Origin of the sequence: Oscillibacter sp. 1-3 (assembly GCF_000403435.2) — a bacterium.
Lineage (GTDB): Bacteria > Bacillota > Clostridia > Oscillospirales > Oscillospiraceae > Oscillibacter.
In genome coordinates, this window is sequence record NZ_KE159703.1 from 675033 (window position 1) to 687600 (window position 12568).

Genomic DNA, 12568 nt, shown 5'->3' on the forward strand with positions numbered 1-12568 from the left:
CCCCAGCGCCTTTTCTCTTTTGGACCGTGCACGGCCCGTTTTCTCTTTTCGGCGCAACCGAAAAGAGAAAATGGGGGGTGCATTGCCCAGCCATCATCATGGCTGAAATCCACCCCGCCCGTCAGGGCGACAACAAAACCCCGCCCAGGCGGAAACCCAGACGGGATCACTCAGGATATTTTTCGTAAAAATCAGAGAGAAGATCCTTTTCAGAGATATGGAGAACGCGGCAAAAGCAGACAAGCTCATAATCTTTTACAAAGCGCTGATTAAGCTCGATTTTGCTGATAAGAGGTTGGGTGATGTCTGCACCAAGCAGCTGCATCTGTGCGGCAAGTTCCTCTTGTGAAAGATTGCTTTTCTTGCGAAACTTTCGGAGCTTTTTGGAAATAATGTTGGAATCTGCGTTGAAATAGGATTTGTTCATTATTTTTACTCCAAGACGACATATTTTCTTGACTATATCATGTCACTTGTTATATAATTATGTCGTCTTATAATAAAACGGAGGATATGACTATGGATGATAGAGAATTTTACGCAAGCATTCTGGCAAGAGTATTGATCGACGCCGGGGCGGGCGTCGTTGTCGGCGGAACCGATTCAGACGAGATCATCAAATATATGGCAGAGACAGAGTGCTGTGAGGCCCTGCGTAAAATACGGGATATATTGGACGACGACTCCTTGAGCGACGAGGCCTGCTTCGGCCGTATCAGCCGTATCGTCTCCCTCTATGAGGAGCTGGGCCCCGGAGGCGGAGCCCGCCACGATTTCGGCTGAATTTATCTTTCCCCAAACCACCAAAAATTTTTTTCAATTTTCATGAAAAACAGAGAAAATCCTCTTGACAATGGGAGGATTTTCTTTTATTATAGGTAAGTCCGCGCGGGAAGGCCGTATCTTGCCGCGCAGGCTTGCGATGAACCGGGAGATTGCTCCGTCAGGAGGTAACTTTCGGGGAGTATGTCCGATAATCGGGCGGCTGAGAGGGATCTGTACGCTGCGTAGATCGCTGCGCCATGATCAATGTACCGGCCGGAATTGCCCTGCGCCGGTATTTTTCATGAGCTGGAATGATACGCACGGTTAAGCGTATAGAAAATTTTCTCGCCGTAGGTCGTCGAGACTCAAGAAAAAACGACGTACGAAACAGGAGGAATCAAAACCATGGCACAAAAAGAAATGATCCGCATCCGGCTGAAAGCCTATGACCACCAGGTCATCGACCAGAGCGCCGAAAAGATCGTCGAGACCGCCAAGCGCACCGGCGCCGAGGTCTCCGGTCCCATCCCGCTGCCCACCAAAAAAGAGATCATCACCATCCTGCGCTCCGTCCACAAGCACAAGGACAGCCGGGAGCAGTTCGAGCGCCGCACCCACAAGCGCCTCATCGACATCACCCGCTCCACCCCCAAGACCGTGGAGGCCCTGATGGCCCTGGAGCTGCCCGCCGGTGTGGACATCGAGATCAAGCTGTAAGGCCGGCCTCATCCGCAATACCTCATTATAAAGGCTCCCCGCGCAAATCGGAAGACATTTGTGGCGGGAAGCGGAAAAGAAACGGAGCGCGCGGCGTTTTCACCCTGCGGCGGAGACGGAGCGAAGCGGAGTTTCTTTTGACGAGTTTGCTGTCCGTGCCCGTCGACTTGCGAGGCGGGCGGGTCATGTCGGCAGAGCAATGCGGCCCGGGGTTTCGGCTCCGCCGTATCTAAGCCGACCAATAACCTATCAAGGAGGAACATACATGAAAGCGATCATCGGCAAAAAAGTGGGCATGTCCCAGATTTTTGACGAGAACGGCCATGTGATCCCCGTCACCGTTATCGAGGCGGGTCCCTGCGTGGTCGTTCAGAAGAAGACTTCCGAAAAGGAAGGCTACCAGGCTGTTCAGCTGGGCTTTGAGGACGTCCCCGAGCGCAAGCTGAGCAAGCCCGAGATGGGCCACCTGAACAAGGCTGGCGTCAGCCCCAAGAAGCACCTTAGAGAGTTCGACCTGGAGAACGCCGGCGAGCTGAACGTGGGCGACCTGGTGAAGGCCGACACCTTCGCCGTGGGCGACTTCGTGGACGTCACCGGCACCAGCAAGGGCCACGGCTTCCAGGGCGTTGTCAAGCGCCACGGCGCAGCCGTCAAGCGCAACACCCACGGCGGCGGCCCCGTCCACCGCCATCAGGGCTCTCTGGGCGCCGGCACCACCCCCGGCCGCATCATGAAGGGCCGCGACGGCGCGGGCCACATGGGCGTGGATCAGGTCACCGTCCAGAACCTGTCCGTTGTGAAAGTTGATCCCGAGCTGAATATGCTGGTCGTCTGCGGCGCGGTGCCCGGCCCCAAGGGCGGTCTGGTCACCGTCAAGTCCACTGTGAAGGTCCACAAGATCAAGCAGGCCGGCGCCGACATCAGCAAGAACCCGCAGAAGGCTTCCGGCCGCAACCCGCAGAAGGCCTCCGCGAGAAATCACTGAGAGAGGGGTGCTTAGAGTATGTCTACCATGAAAGTTTTGAACATGGCCGGCGCGGAAGTCGGCACTGTGGAACTGAACGATGCGATCTTTGGCATCGAGCCCAACGAGGCCGTTGTGCATGAGGTCGTGAAGAACCACCTGGCCAACTGCCGGCAGGGCACCCAGAGCGCCCTCACCCGGGCCGAGGTCTCCGGCGGCGGCAAGAAGCCCTGGCGCCAGAAGGGCACCGGCCACGCCCGCCAGGGCAGCACCCGGGCTCCCCAGTGGACCCACGGCGGCGTCGTGTTCGCCCCCAAGCCCCGGGATTACAGCTACGTGCTGAATAAGAAGGTCAAGCGCCTGGCGCTGAAATCCGTCCTCTCCGCCAAGGCGGCCGAGGGCAAGCTGGTGGTCGTCGACTCCATCAAGATGGACGAGATCAAGACCGCCGTGTTCCGCAAGTTCCTGGACGCGGTGAAGGTGGACGGCAAGGCCGTCGTGGTCACCCCCGCCGTGGACCAGAGCGTCGTCAAGAGCGCTCGGAACATCCCCGGCGTGCTGACTACCCCCGCCGTGCAGCTGAGCGTCTATGACATCATCAACGCCCGCTACCTGGTGGTGGATCAGGCCGCCCTCGCAAAAATCGAGGAGGTGTACGCGTAATGGCAACCGCATACGATATTGTTATCCGCCCCATCATCACCGAGCGCGCCATGGCCGGAGCCGCCGACAAGAAATATGTCTTCGAGGTGGCCAAGGACGCCGGCAAGATCGAGATCAAGAAGGCGGTTGAGGAGATCTTCGGCGTAAAGGTCGCCTCCGTCAACACCCTGACGGTGCCCGGCAAGGAAAAGCGCATGGGCGCCGGCCGTCCCGGCATGACGAAGACCTGGAAAAAGGCCTACGTCCAGCTGACCGGCGATTCCAAGACCATTGAGTTCTTCGAAGGCATGGTCTGATTTTACGGAAGGAGTGTAAAGCATGTCTATCAAAACCTTTAAGCCGACGACTCCCTCCCGGCGTCAGATGACGGTCTCCGGATTCGACGGCATTGACAAGAAGGCCAAGCCCGAGCCCAGCCTGGTGGAGCCCCTGAAAAAGAGCTCCGGCCGCAACAGCTATGGCCGCATCACCGTCCGCCACCGCGGCGGCGGCAACAAGCGCAAGTACCGCGTCATCGACTTCAAGCGCGACAAGCACGACATGTTCGCCACCGTCCTGCGCCTGGAGTACGACCCCAACCGCTCCGCCAACATCGCCCTTCTCGAGTATGAGGACGGCGAGCGCCGCTACATTCTGGCCCCCGTGGGCCTGAAAGCAGGCGACAAGGTGGAGTCCGGCGCGAACGCGGACATCAAGGAGGGCAACGCCCTGCCCCTGTCCAGCATCCCCGTGGGCACCATGATCCACAACATTGAGCTGCATCCCGGCAACGGCGCCCAGCTGGTGCGCTCCGCCGGCACCGCCGCCCAGCTGATGGCCAAGGAGGGCCAGGACGCCCAGATCCGCATGCCCTCCGGCGAGGTCCGCATCGTGCGCACCAACTGCATGGCCACCATCGGCCAGGTGGGCAACATCGACCACGCCAACATCAACATCGGCAAGGCCGGACGCAAGCGCCACATGGGCTGGCGTCCCACGGTCCGCGGCTCCGTCATGAACCCCAACGACCACCCCCATGGCGGCGGCGAGGGCCGCGCTCCGGTTGGCCGTCCCGGCCCTGTGACCCCCTGGGGCAAGCCCGCCATGGGTTACAAGACCCGGAAGAAGAAGAATCCCACCAGCAAGTTCATCGTCAAGCGCCGCAACGAGAAGTAAGGGAGGCAAGTAAAATATGAGCAGATCCATTAAAAAAGGCCCGTATGTTGCCCCGGAGCTTCTGAAGCGGGTCGAGGAAATGAACGCGAAAAACGAGAAGAAAGTGCTGAAGACCTGGAGCCGCAGCTCCACCATCTTCCCCGCCTTCGTGGGCCACACCATCGCCGTCCACGACGGGCGCAAGCACGTGCCCGTGTATATCCAGGAGGATATGGTGGGCCACAAGCTGGGCGAGTTCGCCCCCACCCGTACCTTCCGCGGACACCGGAAGGACTGAGTAAAGGAGGATGCTGAACATGGAAAACAAAACCGCTAAGGCCTATCTGCGCTATGTCCGCATCTCTCCCCGGAAGGTCCAGATCGTCTGCGACCTGATCCGCGGCAAGGATGCCGGCACCGCCATGGCTATTCTGATGCAGACTCACAAGTCTGCCTCCGAGCCTCTCCAGAAGCTGCTGAAGAGCGCCGTCGCAAACGCCGAGAACAATTTCGGCATGGACCCCAGCAAGCTGGTGGTCTCCGAAGTGTTCGCCACCCCCGGCCCCATCCTCAAGCGGATGATGCCCCGGGCCCAGGGCCGCGCCTACCGTATCAATAAACGCACTTCTCACGTCACCCTGGCTGTGACGGAAAAGGCATAAGAGGGAGGAGAACAGTTTTATGGGACAGAAAGTAAACCCCCACGGCCTTCGCGTGGGCGTCATCAAAGACTGGGATTCCCGTTGGTATGCCAGTGACGAGAAGGTCGGCGATCTGATCGTGGAGGATCAGAAGATTCGCAAATACCTGAAAAAGACACTGTACGGCGCCGGCGTTCCCAAGATCGAGATCGAGCGTAGCAACGACGTGGTCACCATCTTCCTGCACTGCGCCCGGCCCGGCATGGTCATCGGCAAGGGCGGCGAGCAGATTGAGCAGTACCGCCTGGCCGTTGAGAAGCTCATCGGCAAGAAGGTGAAGCTGAACATCGTCGAGGAGCGCAACCCCGACATGAACGCCCAGCTGGTGGCGGAGAACATCGCGGCGCAGCTGGAAAAGCGCATCTCCCACCGCCGCGCCATGAAAAACGCTATGGCCCGCGCCATGCGCGCCGGCGCCAAGGGCATCAAGACCTGCTGCTCCGGCCGTCTGGGCGGTCGTGAGATCGCCGGCGTGGAGCACTACCACGAGGGCACTATCCCCCTGCAGACCATCCGCGCCGACATTGAGTACGGCTTCGCGGAGGCCGCCACCACCTTCGGCCGCATCGGCGTGAAGGTGTGGATCTACAAGGGCGAGGTTCTGAGCCAGACCCTGCGGACCACCCCCCGCACCATGGATACCTCCAAGCCCTATCAGGAGCGCCGTGAGCGCCGTCCCCGCCGGGATGGCGACCGCCGCGGCGGCTTCAATCGGGGCCAGGGCGGCGGCTTTAACCGCGACCGTCAGGGCGGCGGCTTCAACCGCGGGCCCGGCGGCCAGGGCGGCCGTCCCCAGTTCCGGCCCAACACCAACACCAGCCGCCCCGCTGCCCCCGCAGCCCCCGCGGCTCCCAAGGAAGGAGGGGCGCAGTAATGCTGATGCCGAAGAGAGTGAAATACCGCCGGGTGCACCGGGGCCGCATGACCGGCAAGGCTACCCGCGGCAATACCCTGGCCTACGGCGAGTTTGGCCTGGTGGCCACGGAGCCCGCCTGGATCACCAGCAATCAGATCGAGGCCGCCCGTATCGCCATGACCCGCTACACCAAGCGCGGCGGTCAGGTCTGGATCAAGATCTTCCCCGACAAGCCCGTGACCAAGAAGCCCGCCGAGACCCGCATGGGCTCCGGTAAGGGTTCCCCCGAGTTCTGGGTTGCCGTGGTGAAGCCCGGCCGTGTCATGTTCGAGATCGCCGGTGTTTCTGAAGAAGTCGCCCGCGAGGCGCTCCGTCTGGCCAGCCACAAGCTGCCCATCAAGACGAAAGTGATCGCCCGCACCGAGGAAGCAGGTGAGTAAAGATGAAGGCAAATGAAATCCGTGAGATCCGCAAGATGACCCCCGAGCAGCTGAATGAGAAGCTGGCGGGCCTGAAGAAGGACCTGTTCTTCCTTCGTATGCAGCACGCCACCAACCAGCTGGACAATCCCGTGAAGATCCGGGAGACCAAGCATGATATTGCCCGAGTCAAGACCGTTCTGGCGGAGCTCGCCGCGGCCGAGAGCAAGCAGTGAGAAGGAGGTAAGGTAAAATGGACGAAAAGAGAACTTCCTCCCGCAAGACCCGGGTCGGCAAGGTGGTTTCCGACAAGATGGATAAGACCGTTGTGGTCGCCATTGAGGACCGGGTTGCTCATCCCCTGTATAAGAAGATCGTCGGCCGCACCTATAAGCTCAAGGCGCATGACGCCGAGAACGCCTGCGGCATCGGCGATAAGGTCAAGGTCATGGAGACCCGGCCTCTGTCCAAGGACAAGCGCTGGCGCGTGGTCGAGATCATCGAAAAGGCGAAGTAAGGAGGTGCCGAGTATATGATTCAGCAGGAAACTTTTCTGAAGGTCGCCGACAATACCGGCGCCAAGGAGATCAAGTGTATCCGCGTTTTGGGCGGTTCCAAGCGTAAGTTCGGCAACATCGGCGATGTGATTGTGGCCTCTGTCCGCAAGTCCACACCCGGTGGCACCGTGAAGAAGGGCGAGGTCGTCAAGGCCGTCATCGTCCGCAGCGCCAAGGGCGTCCGTCGGGCCGACGGCACCTATGTCCGCTTTGACGATAACGCCGCCGTCCTGATCAAGGACGACAAGAACCCCCGGGGCACCCGCATCTTTGGGCCTGTGGCCCGCGAGCTGCGCGACAAGGATTACATGAAGATCCTGTCCCTCGCCCCCGAAGTGATTTGAGGAGGGGAACGAAATGGCTATGAATATCAAAAAGGGCGATACCGTTGTCCGGATCTCCGGCGACGGCGGTAAGGACAGAGACCTTACCACCCACCAGGGAAAGGTCATCGCCACCCTTCCCAAGGAGAACAAGGTCGTGGTGGAGGGCCTGAACATGGTCACCTGCCACATCAAGCCCCGCCGTCAGGGCGAGGAGGGCGGCATCATGAAGCGCGAGGCCGCCATCCACGCCTGCAAGGTGCAGGTGGTGTGCCCCAAGTGCGGCAAGCCCACCCGCGTCGGCCACAAGGTCGAGGACGGCAAGAAGAGCCGCGTCTGCAAGAAATGCGGCGCCGAGCTGTGAGAAAGGAGAGTTGACAAATGGCCAGACTGAAAGAGAAATACAAAGCCGAAGTCGCTCCCGCCCTGATGAAGCAGTTCGGCTACAAGAGCGTCATGCAGATCCCCAAGATTGACAAGGTCGTCGTGAACGTCGGCTGCGGCGAGGCCCGCGAGAACGCCAAGATTCTGGACAATGTGGTGGGCGATCTGACCCAGATCACCGGCCAGAAGCCGGTTGTCACCCGGGCCCGCAAGTCCATCGCCAACTTCAAGCTGCGTGAGGATATGCCCATCGGCGCGAAGGTGACCCTCCGCGGCGAGAAGATGTGGGAGTTTTTGGACCGCCTTTTCAACGTGTCCCTGCCCCGCGTCCGCGATTTCCAGGGCATCAACCCCAACTCCTTTGACGGCCGCGGCAACTACGCCCTGGGCATCAAGGAGCAGCTGATCTTCCCCGAGATCGAGTATGACAAGATCGACAAGATCCGCGGCATGGATGTCGTCATCTGCACCACCGCCCACACCGATGAAGAGGCCCGGGCCCTGCTGGAGCAGGTCGGCGCCCCCTTCGCCCGCTAAGGAGGAAGAACGATGGCTAAGAAATCTATGATTCTCAAGCAGCAGCGTCCCGCCAAGTTCTCCAGCCGGCGGTACAACCGCTGCAAGCTCTGCGGCCGCCCCCACGCCTATCTGCGTGATTATGGCGTGTGCCGCATCTGCTTCCGGGAGCTGGCCTACAAGGGCGAGATCCCCGGCGTCCGCAAGGCCTCCTTCTGAGCGCTTTCCTTTCAAGAGCGGAAAGCTGACTCGCCGCGAAACTGGCGGCTGAGGCAGCGGGAGCGCCGATTGAATGTCTTTAGGCTCTCCCCATTCCGGAGGTCAAGGGGTGGGGAGAGCTGAAAGAGCAGATTTGCCCTCTATAGATTTTCCTTGAGGAAAAGAGTTCTTTATGGTGGGCAATCTTGCCGTTGCCGCCGCAGAGGCTTGGATCTGTTCCCGGACTTTGCAGCGCGCAAAAGGTCTTTTTCGTCACTTTTTCCACTTCGTGGACGTACTCCACTGAGATTTGCTTTGCAAAATCAAGTGTTGTTACAGTCTTACAAGAAAAAGTGGCCGGATGGCGAAAGGTCATGGGCAATTGGGCACCACGCGCGAGCGGACTGCTCCATTGGCCACGATACCTCGCCGCCGAAGCGGCTCCAGGAGGAGACCGCAACTCTAAAAATAGGAGGATTACCCAAATGCATATCACCGATCCTGTTGCGGATATGCTGACCCGCATCCGCAACGCAAACAGTGCCAAGCACGACACCGTTGATGTACCTGCCTCCAAGATGAAGAAGAGCATTGCTCAGATTCTGCTGGATGAGGGCTATATCAAGAGCTTCAACGTGGTGGACGACGGCCTTCAGGGCGTGATCCACATCACCTTGAAGTACAACGCGGGCAAGGAGAAGGTCATCACCGGCCTGCGCCGCGTTTCCAAGCCGGGCCTCCGGGTCTATGTGGGCGCCGACGAGCTGCCCCGTGTGCTCCGCGGCCTGGGCATCGCCATCATCTCTACGTCCAAGGGCGTCATGACCGACAAGAAGGCCCGCGAGCTCCATGTCGGCGGCGAAGTCCTGGCGTTCGTCTGGTAAGGAGGGTGTTTGAACAATGTCTAGAATTGGCAGAATGCCCATTACCGTTCCCGCCGGCGTGAGCGTGAACATCGCCGAGGGTAATGTGGTTACCGTCAAGGGACCCAAGGGCGAACTGAGCCGCGCGCTGCGCCCTGAGATGATTATTAAACAGGAAGGCACTACGATCACCGTGGAGCGTCCTTCCGAGGATAAGCTGCACCGCAGCCTCCACGGCCTGACCCGGACCCTGCTCAACAACATGATCGTCGGCGTGACCGACGGCTATAAGAAGGAGCTGGATGTCAACGGCGTCGGCTACCGTGTGGCCAAGGAGGGAAAGAACCTGGTCATGAACCTGGGCTTCTCCCATCAGGTGATCGTTTCCGAGGTGGAGGGCATCACCATCGAGGTCCCCTCTCCCAATAAGATTGTGATCCACGGATGCGACAAGCAGGCCGTCGGCCAGTTCGCGGCCGAGGTCCGCGAGAAGCGTCCTCCCGAGCCCTATAAGGGCAAGGGCATCAAGTATGCCGACGAGACCATCCGCCGTAAGGTCGGCAAGACCGGCGCTAAGAAGTAAGGAGGTGTGCCGATATGATTAAGAGACCGAATACCAACAAGCAGCGCTTAAAGCGCCACAAGAGAGTGCGCGCCAAGATCTCCGGCACCCCCGAGATGCCGCGTCTGAACGTGTTCCGCAGCGAGTCCAACATCTATGCCCAGATCATCGACGATGTGGCGGGCGTGACGCTGGCCTCCGCTTCCTCCCTGGACAAGGCCGTTGAGGGTTACGGCGGCAACGTGGCCGCCGCCGAGGCTGTCGGCAAGCTGATTGCCGAGCGGGCCAAGGCCAAGGGCATCGAGACCGTGGTCTTTGACCGCGGCGGATACCTGTATCACGGCCGTGTGCAGGCTCTGGCCGACGGCGCCCGCGAGGGCGGCCTGAAATTCTAAGGGAGGAGGAACGACAAATGCCTAGATTTGAAAGAGAGCAGAGCGAGTATATCGAGAAGGTTGTGTACCTGAACCGTGTTTCCAAGACGGTGAAGGGCGGCCGCGTCATGAAGTTCTCCGCCCTGGTGGTCGTCGGTGACGGCAAGGGCAAGGTGGGCTACGGCCTGGGCAAGGCCGCCGAGGTTCCCGAGGCCATTCGCAAGGGCATCGAGGCCGCCAAGAAGAACATGATTACCGTGACGCTGTCCGGGACCACCATTCCCCATGAGACCATCGGAGAGGCAGGCGCCGGCCGCGTGCTGATGAAGCCCGCCGCCCCCGGTACCGGCGTAATCGCCGGCGGCGCCGTCCGTGCCGTGGTCGAGGCCGCCGGCATTAAGGACATCCGTACCAAGTGCCTTCGGTCCAACAACCCCAACAACGTCGTTGCCGCCGCCTTCCAGGGCCTGAAAGAAATGCGTGGCCCCGAGGAGGTCGCCCGCATCCGCGGCAAGAGCGTCGAAGAGATCGTGGGTTAAGGAGGCGCAAAACATGGCAAACTTAAATATTAAGCTCGTCAAGAGCCTGAACGGCCGCCTGGAAAAGCAGGTCGCCACAGCCCATTCCCTGGGTCTGCGCAAGATCGGTGACGTCACCGTGCAGCCCGACAACGACCAGACCCGCGGTAAGATTGCCAAGATCGGCTATATGCTGCAGGTCACAGAAGTGAACTAAGGAGGCACCCATTATGAAATTGAGCGAACTGTCTCCCGCCGAGGGCTCTGTCCGCCAGGCATACCGGAAGGGCCGGGGCTCCGGCTCCGGCAACGGTAAGACCGGCGGCCGCGGCCACAAGGGCCAGAAGGCCCGCTCCGGCGGCAAGGTCCGCGTGGGATTTGAGGGCGGCCAGATGCCTCTGGCCCGCCGTGTCCCCAAGCGCGGCTTCAACAACATCTTCGCCAAGCCCCTGGAGATCGTGAACCTCAGCGCCCTCAACGCCTTTGACGACGGTGAGACCGTCACCGCCGAGGCGCTGCTGGGCAAGGGCATCCTCTCCAAGTGCGAATACGGTTACAAGGTGCTGGGCAGCGGTAAGGTGTCCAAAAAAGTCACCGTCCAGGCCTCCGCTTTCTCCGCTTCTGCCAAGGAGGCTATCGAGGCGGCTGGCGGGAAGGCCGAGGTGATCTGACGTGATTCAAACGATTCGTAAGGCGTGGGGCGTCCCTGAGCTGAGGAAGAAGCTGATCTTCACGGTCCTCATTCTGCTGATCTTCCGGATCGGCAACGCCATTACGGTCCCCTACGTCAACGTTGATCTGTTGCAAAGCCAGCTCCAGAGCATGGGCACCACCATTCTGGGACTGTACAACGTGATGAGCGGCGGCGCCTTTGCTACCGCCACGGTGTTCGCCCTGGGCGTGCAGCCCTATATCAACAGCTCCATCATCATCCAGCTGCTCACCGTGGCCATCCCGGCCCTGGAGCGGCTGGCGCGGGACGGCGGCGAGGAGGGACGGAAGAAGATCCAGTCCATCACCCGTTATACCACGGTGGCCATCGCCGTTCTCCAGGCCTTTGGCTACTATATGATGATGAAGAACTACGGTCTGCTGGCCGCCGGCGCTGACGGCGTCTGGCCCGCCCTGGTCATTATGGTCTCCATGATCGCCGGCTCCTCCTTCGTCATGTGGATGGGCGAGCAGGTCACGGAGTTCGGCGTGGGCAACGGCGTTTCCATCATCCTGTTCGCGGGCATCATCTCCCGCGTGCCCAATATGATCTCCGGCATGATCGACGGTGTGCGGATCTACAACGGCATTGGCAATGGCACTATCACCATGGAGACCCTGACCGCCGCCGGGGCCAGCCAGGCGCAGGCCCAGGCTCAGCTGGACAGCGCCATCCCCGTGTGGGGTGTAATTCTCCTGCTGGTGGGCATTCTGGCCCTGGTTGTGTTCATCGTGTTCATCAATGACGCCGAGCGCCGCATTCCTGTGCAGTACGCCAAGCGCCAGGTGGGCCGGAAGATGTACGGTGGTCAGAGCAGCAACCTGCCCATGAAGGTGGGCATGGCCGGCGTCCTGCCCGTCATCTTCGCCCAGAGCATCGCGTCTTTGCCGATCACGGTTTGGAGCTTCATCGGCATCCCTCAGGAGGGCACCGTGTCCCGGACCATCTATGACGCAATTGACGCCCGGTCCTTTGTGTATATCGTGGTGTATTTCATCATGATTATCGGGTTCAGCTATTTCTATTCCAGCATTCAGTTCAACCCCGTTGAGATCGCCAACAACCTGAAAAAGCAGGGCGGTTTCATCCCGGGCTTCCGTCCCGGCAAGCCCACGGTGGACTTCATCAAGCGGGTGCTGAACAAGGTCACTCTCTTCGGCGCCATTTACCTGGCCATCGTGGCCATCTGCCCCATCCTGGTGAGCAAGGTCATCGGCAACAGCTCTGTGGCCATCGGCGGCACCTCCGTTATCATCGTGGTGGGCGTGGCTCTGGAGACGGTGAAGGCTTTGGAGTCCCAGATGCTGATGCGTCAGTACAAGGGCTTCCTGGAGTAAGAGAG

At 60.2% G+C, this 12568-nt stretch carries 24 protein-coding genes; 23 read left to right on the forward strand and 1 reads right to left on the reverse strand.

Translation table 11 applies throughout. From position 1 onward, the window contains the following. Positions 1-166: 166 nt before the first annotated feature. Complete coding sequence (locus C816_RS03270) at positions 167-427, reverse strand: helix-turn-helix domain-containing protein (protein ID WP_016320988.1); 261 nt, start codon at positions 425-427, stop codon at positions 167-169. Positions 428-519: 92 nt separating this feature from the next. Between C816_RS03270 and C816_RS03275 the strand changes: the two genes are divergently transcribed. The 23 genes from C816_RS03275 (at position 520) to secY (ending at position 12563) form a co-directional block, all read left to right on the forward strand. Continuing rightward, entirely contained in the window at positions 520-783 is a 264-nt protein-coding gene (locus tag C816_RS03275; RefSeq protein WP_016320989.1) for a hypothetical protein, read from the forward strand. Between the two features lie 387 nt (positions 784-1170). Then, positions 1171-1482: a 30S ribosomal protein S10 gene (rpsJ, locus tag C816_RS03280; RefSeq protein WP_016320990.1), complete on the forward strand. Its 312-nt coding sequence runs from the start codon at positions 1171-1173 to the stop codon at positions 1480-1482. A gap of 265 nt (positions 1483-1747) precedes the next feature. Then, entirely contained in the window at positions 1748-2467 is a 720-nt protein-coding gene (gene rplC / locus C816_RS03285) for a 50S ribosomal protein L3 (RefSeq protein ID WP_016320991.1), read from the forward strand. Positions 2468-2485: 18 nt separating this feature from the next. Continuing rightward, positions 2486-3109: a 50S ribosomal protein L4 gene (gene rplD, locus C816_RS03290; RefSeq protein WP_016320992.1), complete on the forward strand. Its 624-nt coding sequence runs from the start codon at positions 2486-2488 to the stop codon at positions 3107-3109. Continuing rightward, on the forward strand, positions 3109-3405 hold the full coding sequence (gene rplW, locus C816_RS03295) for a 50S ribosomal protein L23 (protein WP_016320993.1): 297 nt from the start codon (positions 3109-3111) through the stop codon (positions 3403-3405). The genes rplD and rplW overlap by 1 nt, the downstream gene beginning before the upstream one ends. Positions 3406-3427: 22 nt before the next feature. Continuing rightward, a complete protein-coding gene (rplB, locus tag C816_RS03300) occupies positions 3428-4264 on the forward strand; it encodes a 50S ribosomal protein L2 (protein WP_016320994.1) in 837 nt (278 codons plus the stop codon). 16 nt (positions 4265-4280) lie between these two features. Further along, on the forward strand, positions 4281-4541 hold the full coding sequence (gene rpsS / locus C816_RS03305) for a 30S ribosomal protein S19 (protein ID WP_016320995.1): 261 nt from the start codon (positions 4281-4283) through the stop codon (positions 4539-4541). 19 nt (positions 4542-4560) lie between these two features. Then, complete coding sequence (gene rplV, locus C816_RS03310; RefSeq protein ID WP_016320996.1) at positions 4561-4905, forward strand: 50S ribosomal protein L22; 345 nt, start codon at positions 4561-4563, stop codon at positions 4903-4905. A gap of 19 nt (positions 4906-4924) precedes the next feature. Further along, positions 4925-5818 carry a 30S ribosomal protein S3 gene (rpsC, locus tag C816_RS03315; protein ID WP_016320997.1) on the forward strand — a complete coding sequence of 298 codons (894 nt, stop codon included), beginning with the start codon at positions 4925-4927 and terminating at the stop codon, positions 5816-5818. Then, positions 5818-6240, forward strand: coding sequence for a 50S ribosomal protein L16 (gene rplP / locus C816_RS03320; protein ID WP_016320998.1), 423 nt, complete (start codon positions 5818-5820; stop codon positions 6238-6240). Before rpsC ends, rplP begins: the two co-directional genes overlap by 1 nt. Positions 6241-6242: 2 nt before the next feature. After that, positions 6243-6455, forward strand: coding sequence for a 50S ribosomal protein L29 (rpmC, locus tag C816_RS03325; RefSeq protein ID WP_016320999.1), 213 nt, complete (start codon positions 6243-6245; stop codon positions 6453-6455). 17 nt (positions 6456-6472) lie between these two features. Next, a complete protein-coding gene (gene rpsQ, locus C816_RS03330) occupies positions 6473-6736 on the forward strand; it encodes a 30S ribosomal protein S17 (protein ID WP_016321000.1) in 264 nt (87 codons plus the stop codon). A gap of 15 nt (positions 6737-6751) precedes the next feature. Further along, entirely contained in the window at positions 6752-7120 is a 369-nt protein-coding gene (gene rplN / locus C816_RS03335; protein ID WP_016321001.1) for a 50S ribosomal protein L14, read from the forward strand. Positions 7121-7133: 13 nt separating this feature from the next. After that, complete coding sequence (gene rplX / locus C816_RS03340) at positions 7134-7463, forward strand: 50S ribosomal protein L24 (protein WP_016321002.1); 330 nt, start codon at positions 7134-7136, stop codon at positions 7461-7463. Positions 7464-7480: 17 nt separating this feature from the next. Further along, positions 7481-8020, forward strand: a complete 540-nt coding sequence (gene rplE, locus C816_RS03345) for a 50S ribosomal protein L5 (protein ID WP_016321003.1) — start codon at positions 7481-7483, stop codon at positions 8018-8020. A gap of 12 nt (positions 8021-8032) precedes the next feature. Beyond that, positions 8033-8218 (forward strand): type Z 30S ribosomal protein S14, encoded by a 186-nt coding sequence (locus C816_RS03350; protein ID WP_016321004.1) that lies wholly within the window; start codon positions 8033-8035, stop codon positions 8216-8218. A gap of 464 nt (positions 8219-8682) precedes the next feature. Beyond that, positions 8683-9081, forward strand: coding sequence for a 30S ribosomal protein S8 (rpsH, locus tag C816_RS03355; RefSeq protein WP_016321005.1), 399 nt, complete (start codon positions 8683-8685; stop codon positions 9079-9081). A 16-nt stretch (positions 9082-9097) separates the two neighbouring features. Further along, positions 9098-9643: a 50S ribosomal protein L6 gene (gene rplF / locus C816_RS03360; protein WP_016321006.1), complete on the forward strand. Its 546-nt coding sequence runs from the start codon at positions 9098-9100 to the stop codon at positions 9641-9643. A 14-nt stretch (positions 9644-9657) separates the two neighbouring features. Next, positions 9658-10017 carry a 50S ribosomal protein L18 gene (gene rplR, locus C816_RS03365; RefSeq protein ID WP_016321007.1) on the forward strand — a complete coding sequence of 120 codons (360 nt, stop codon included), beginning with the start codon at positions 9658-9660 and terminating at the stop codon, positions 10015-10017. A gap of 17 nt (positions 10018-10034) precedes the next feature. Continuing rightward, the gene (rpsE, locus tag C816_RS03370; protein ID WP_016321008.1) at positions 10035-10535 is read left to right on the forward strand and encodes a 30S ribosomal protein S5; all 501 of its coding nucleotides are present in this window, start codon (positions 10035-10037) and stop codon (positions 10533-10535) included. 13 nt (positions 10536-10548) lie between these two features. Then, entirely contained in the window at positions 10549-10731 is a 183-nt protein-coding gene (gene rpmD, locus C816_RS03375; protein ID WP_016321009.1) for a 50S ribosomal protein L30, read from the forward strand. A 13-nt stretch (positions 10732-10744) separates the two neighbouring features. Then, entirely contained in the window at positions 10745-11185 is a 441-nt protein-coding gene (gene rplO, locus C816_RS03380) for a 50S ribosomal protein L15 (RefSeq protein ID WP_016321010.1), read from the forward strand. A gap of 1 nt (position 11186) precedes the next feature. After that, positions 11187-12563 (forward strand): preprotein translocase subunit SecY, encoded by a 1377-nt coding sequence (gene secY / locus C816_RS03385; RefSeq protein WP_016321011.1) that lies wholly within the window; start codon positions 11187-11189, stop codon positions 12561-12563. Positions 12564-12568 lie beyond the last annotated feature (5 nt).

What these genes read in the sequence shown, in the direction of transcription:
- C816_RS03270 (WP_016320988.1), bottom strand. Translation starts at nt 427, where the DNA reads ATGAACAAATCCTATTTCAACGCAGATTCCAACATTATTTCCAAAAAG.
- rpmD (WP_016321009.1), top strand. Translation starts at nt 10,549, where the DNA reads ATGGCAAACTTAAATATTAAGCTCGTCAAGAGCCTGAACGGCCGCCTG.
- rpmC (WP_016320999.1), top strand. Translation starts at nt 6,243, where the DNA reads ATGAAGGCAAATGAAATCCGTGAGATCCGCAAGATGACCCCCGAGCAG.
- C816_RS03275 (WP_016320989.1), top strand. Translation starts at nt 520, where the DNA reads ATGGATGATAGAGAATTTTACGCAAGCATTCTGGCAAGAGTATTGATC.
- rplP (WP_016320998.1), top strand. Translation starts at nt 5,818, where the DNA reads ATGCTGATGCCGAAGAGAGTGAAATACCGCCGGGTGCACCGGGGCCGC.
- rplR (WP_016321007.1), top strand. Translation starts at nt 9,658, where the DNA reads ATGATTAAGAGACCGAATACCAACAAGCAGCGCTTAAAGCGCCACAAG.
- rplN (WP_016321001.1), top strand. Translation starts at nt 6,752, where the DNA reads ATGATTCAGCAGGAAACTTTTCTGAAGGTCGCCGACAATACCGGCGCC.
- rplW (WP_016320993.1), top strand. Translation starts at nt 3,109, where the DNA reads ATGGCAACCGCATACGATATTGTTATCCGCCCCATCATCACCGAGCGC.
- rplF (WP_016321006.1), top strand. Translation starts at nt 9,098, where the DNA reads ATGTCTAGAATTGGCAGAATGCCCATTACCGTTCCCGCCGGCGTGAGC.
- rpsJ (WP_016320990.1), top strand. Translation starts at nt 1,171, where the DNA reads ATGGCACAAAAAGAAATGATCCGCATCCGGCTGAAAGCCTATGACCAC.
- rplX (WP_016321002.1), top strand. Translation starts at nt 7,134, where the DNA reads ATGGCTATGAATATCAAAAAGGGCGATACCGTTGTCCGGATCTCCGGC.
- rpsS (WP_016320995.1), top strand. Translation starts at nt 4,281, where the DNA reads ATGAGCAGATCCATTAAAAAAGGCCCGTATGTTGCCCCGGAGCTTCTG.
- rplO (WP_016321010.1), top strand. Translation starts at nt 10,745, where the DNA reads ATGAAATTGAGCGAACTGTCTCCCGCCGAGGGCTCTGTCCGCCAGGCA.
- rplC (WP_016320991.1), top strand. Translation starts at nt 1,748, where the DNA reads ATGAAAGCGATCATCGGCAAAAAAGTGGGCATGTCCCAGATTTTTGAC.
- rplV (WP_016320996.1), top strand. Translation starts at nt 4,561, where the DNA reads ATGGAAAACAAAACCGCTAAGGCCTATCTGCGCTATGTCCGCATCTCT.
- rplB (WP_016320994.1), top strand. Translation starts at nt 3,428, where the DNA reads ATGTCTATCAAAACCTTTAAGCCGACGACTCCCTCCCGGCGTCAGATG.
- rplD (WP_016320992.1), top strand. Translation starts at nt 2,486, where the DNA reads ATGTCTACCATGAAAGTTTTGAACATGGCCGGCGCGGAAGTCGGCACT.
- rplE (WP_016321003.1), top strand. Translation starts at nt 7,481, where the DNA reads ATGGCCAGACTGAAAGAGAAATACAAAGCCGAAGTCGCTCCCGCCCTG.
- rpsQ (WP_016321000.1), top strand. Translation starts at nt 6,473, where the DNA reads ATGGACGAAAAGAGAACTTCCTCCCGCAAGACCCGGGTCGGCAAGGTG.
- rpsC (WP_016320997.1), top strand. Translation starts at nt 4,925, where the DNA reads ATGGGACAGAAAGTAAACCCCCACGGCCTTCGCGTGGGCGTCATCAAA.
- rpsH (WP_016321005.1), top strand. Translation starts at nt 8,683, where the DNA reads ATGCATATCACCGATCCTGTTGCGGATATGCTGACCCGCATCCGCAAC.
- C816_RS03350 (WP_016321004.1), top strand. Translation starts at nt 8,033, where the DNA reads ATGGCTAAGAAATCTATGATTCTCAAGCAGCAGCGTCCCGCCAAGTTC.
- rpsE (WP_016321008.1), top strand. Translation starts at nt 10,035, where the DNA reads ATGCCTAGATTTGAAAGAGAGCAGAGCGAGTATATCGAGAAGGTTGTG.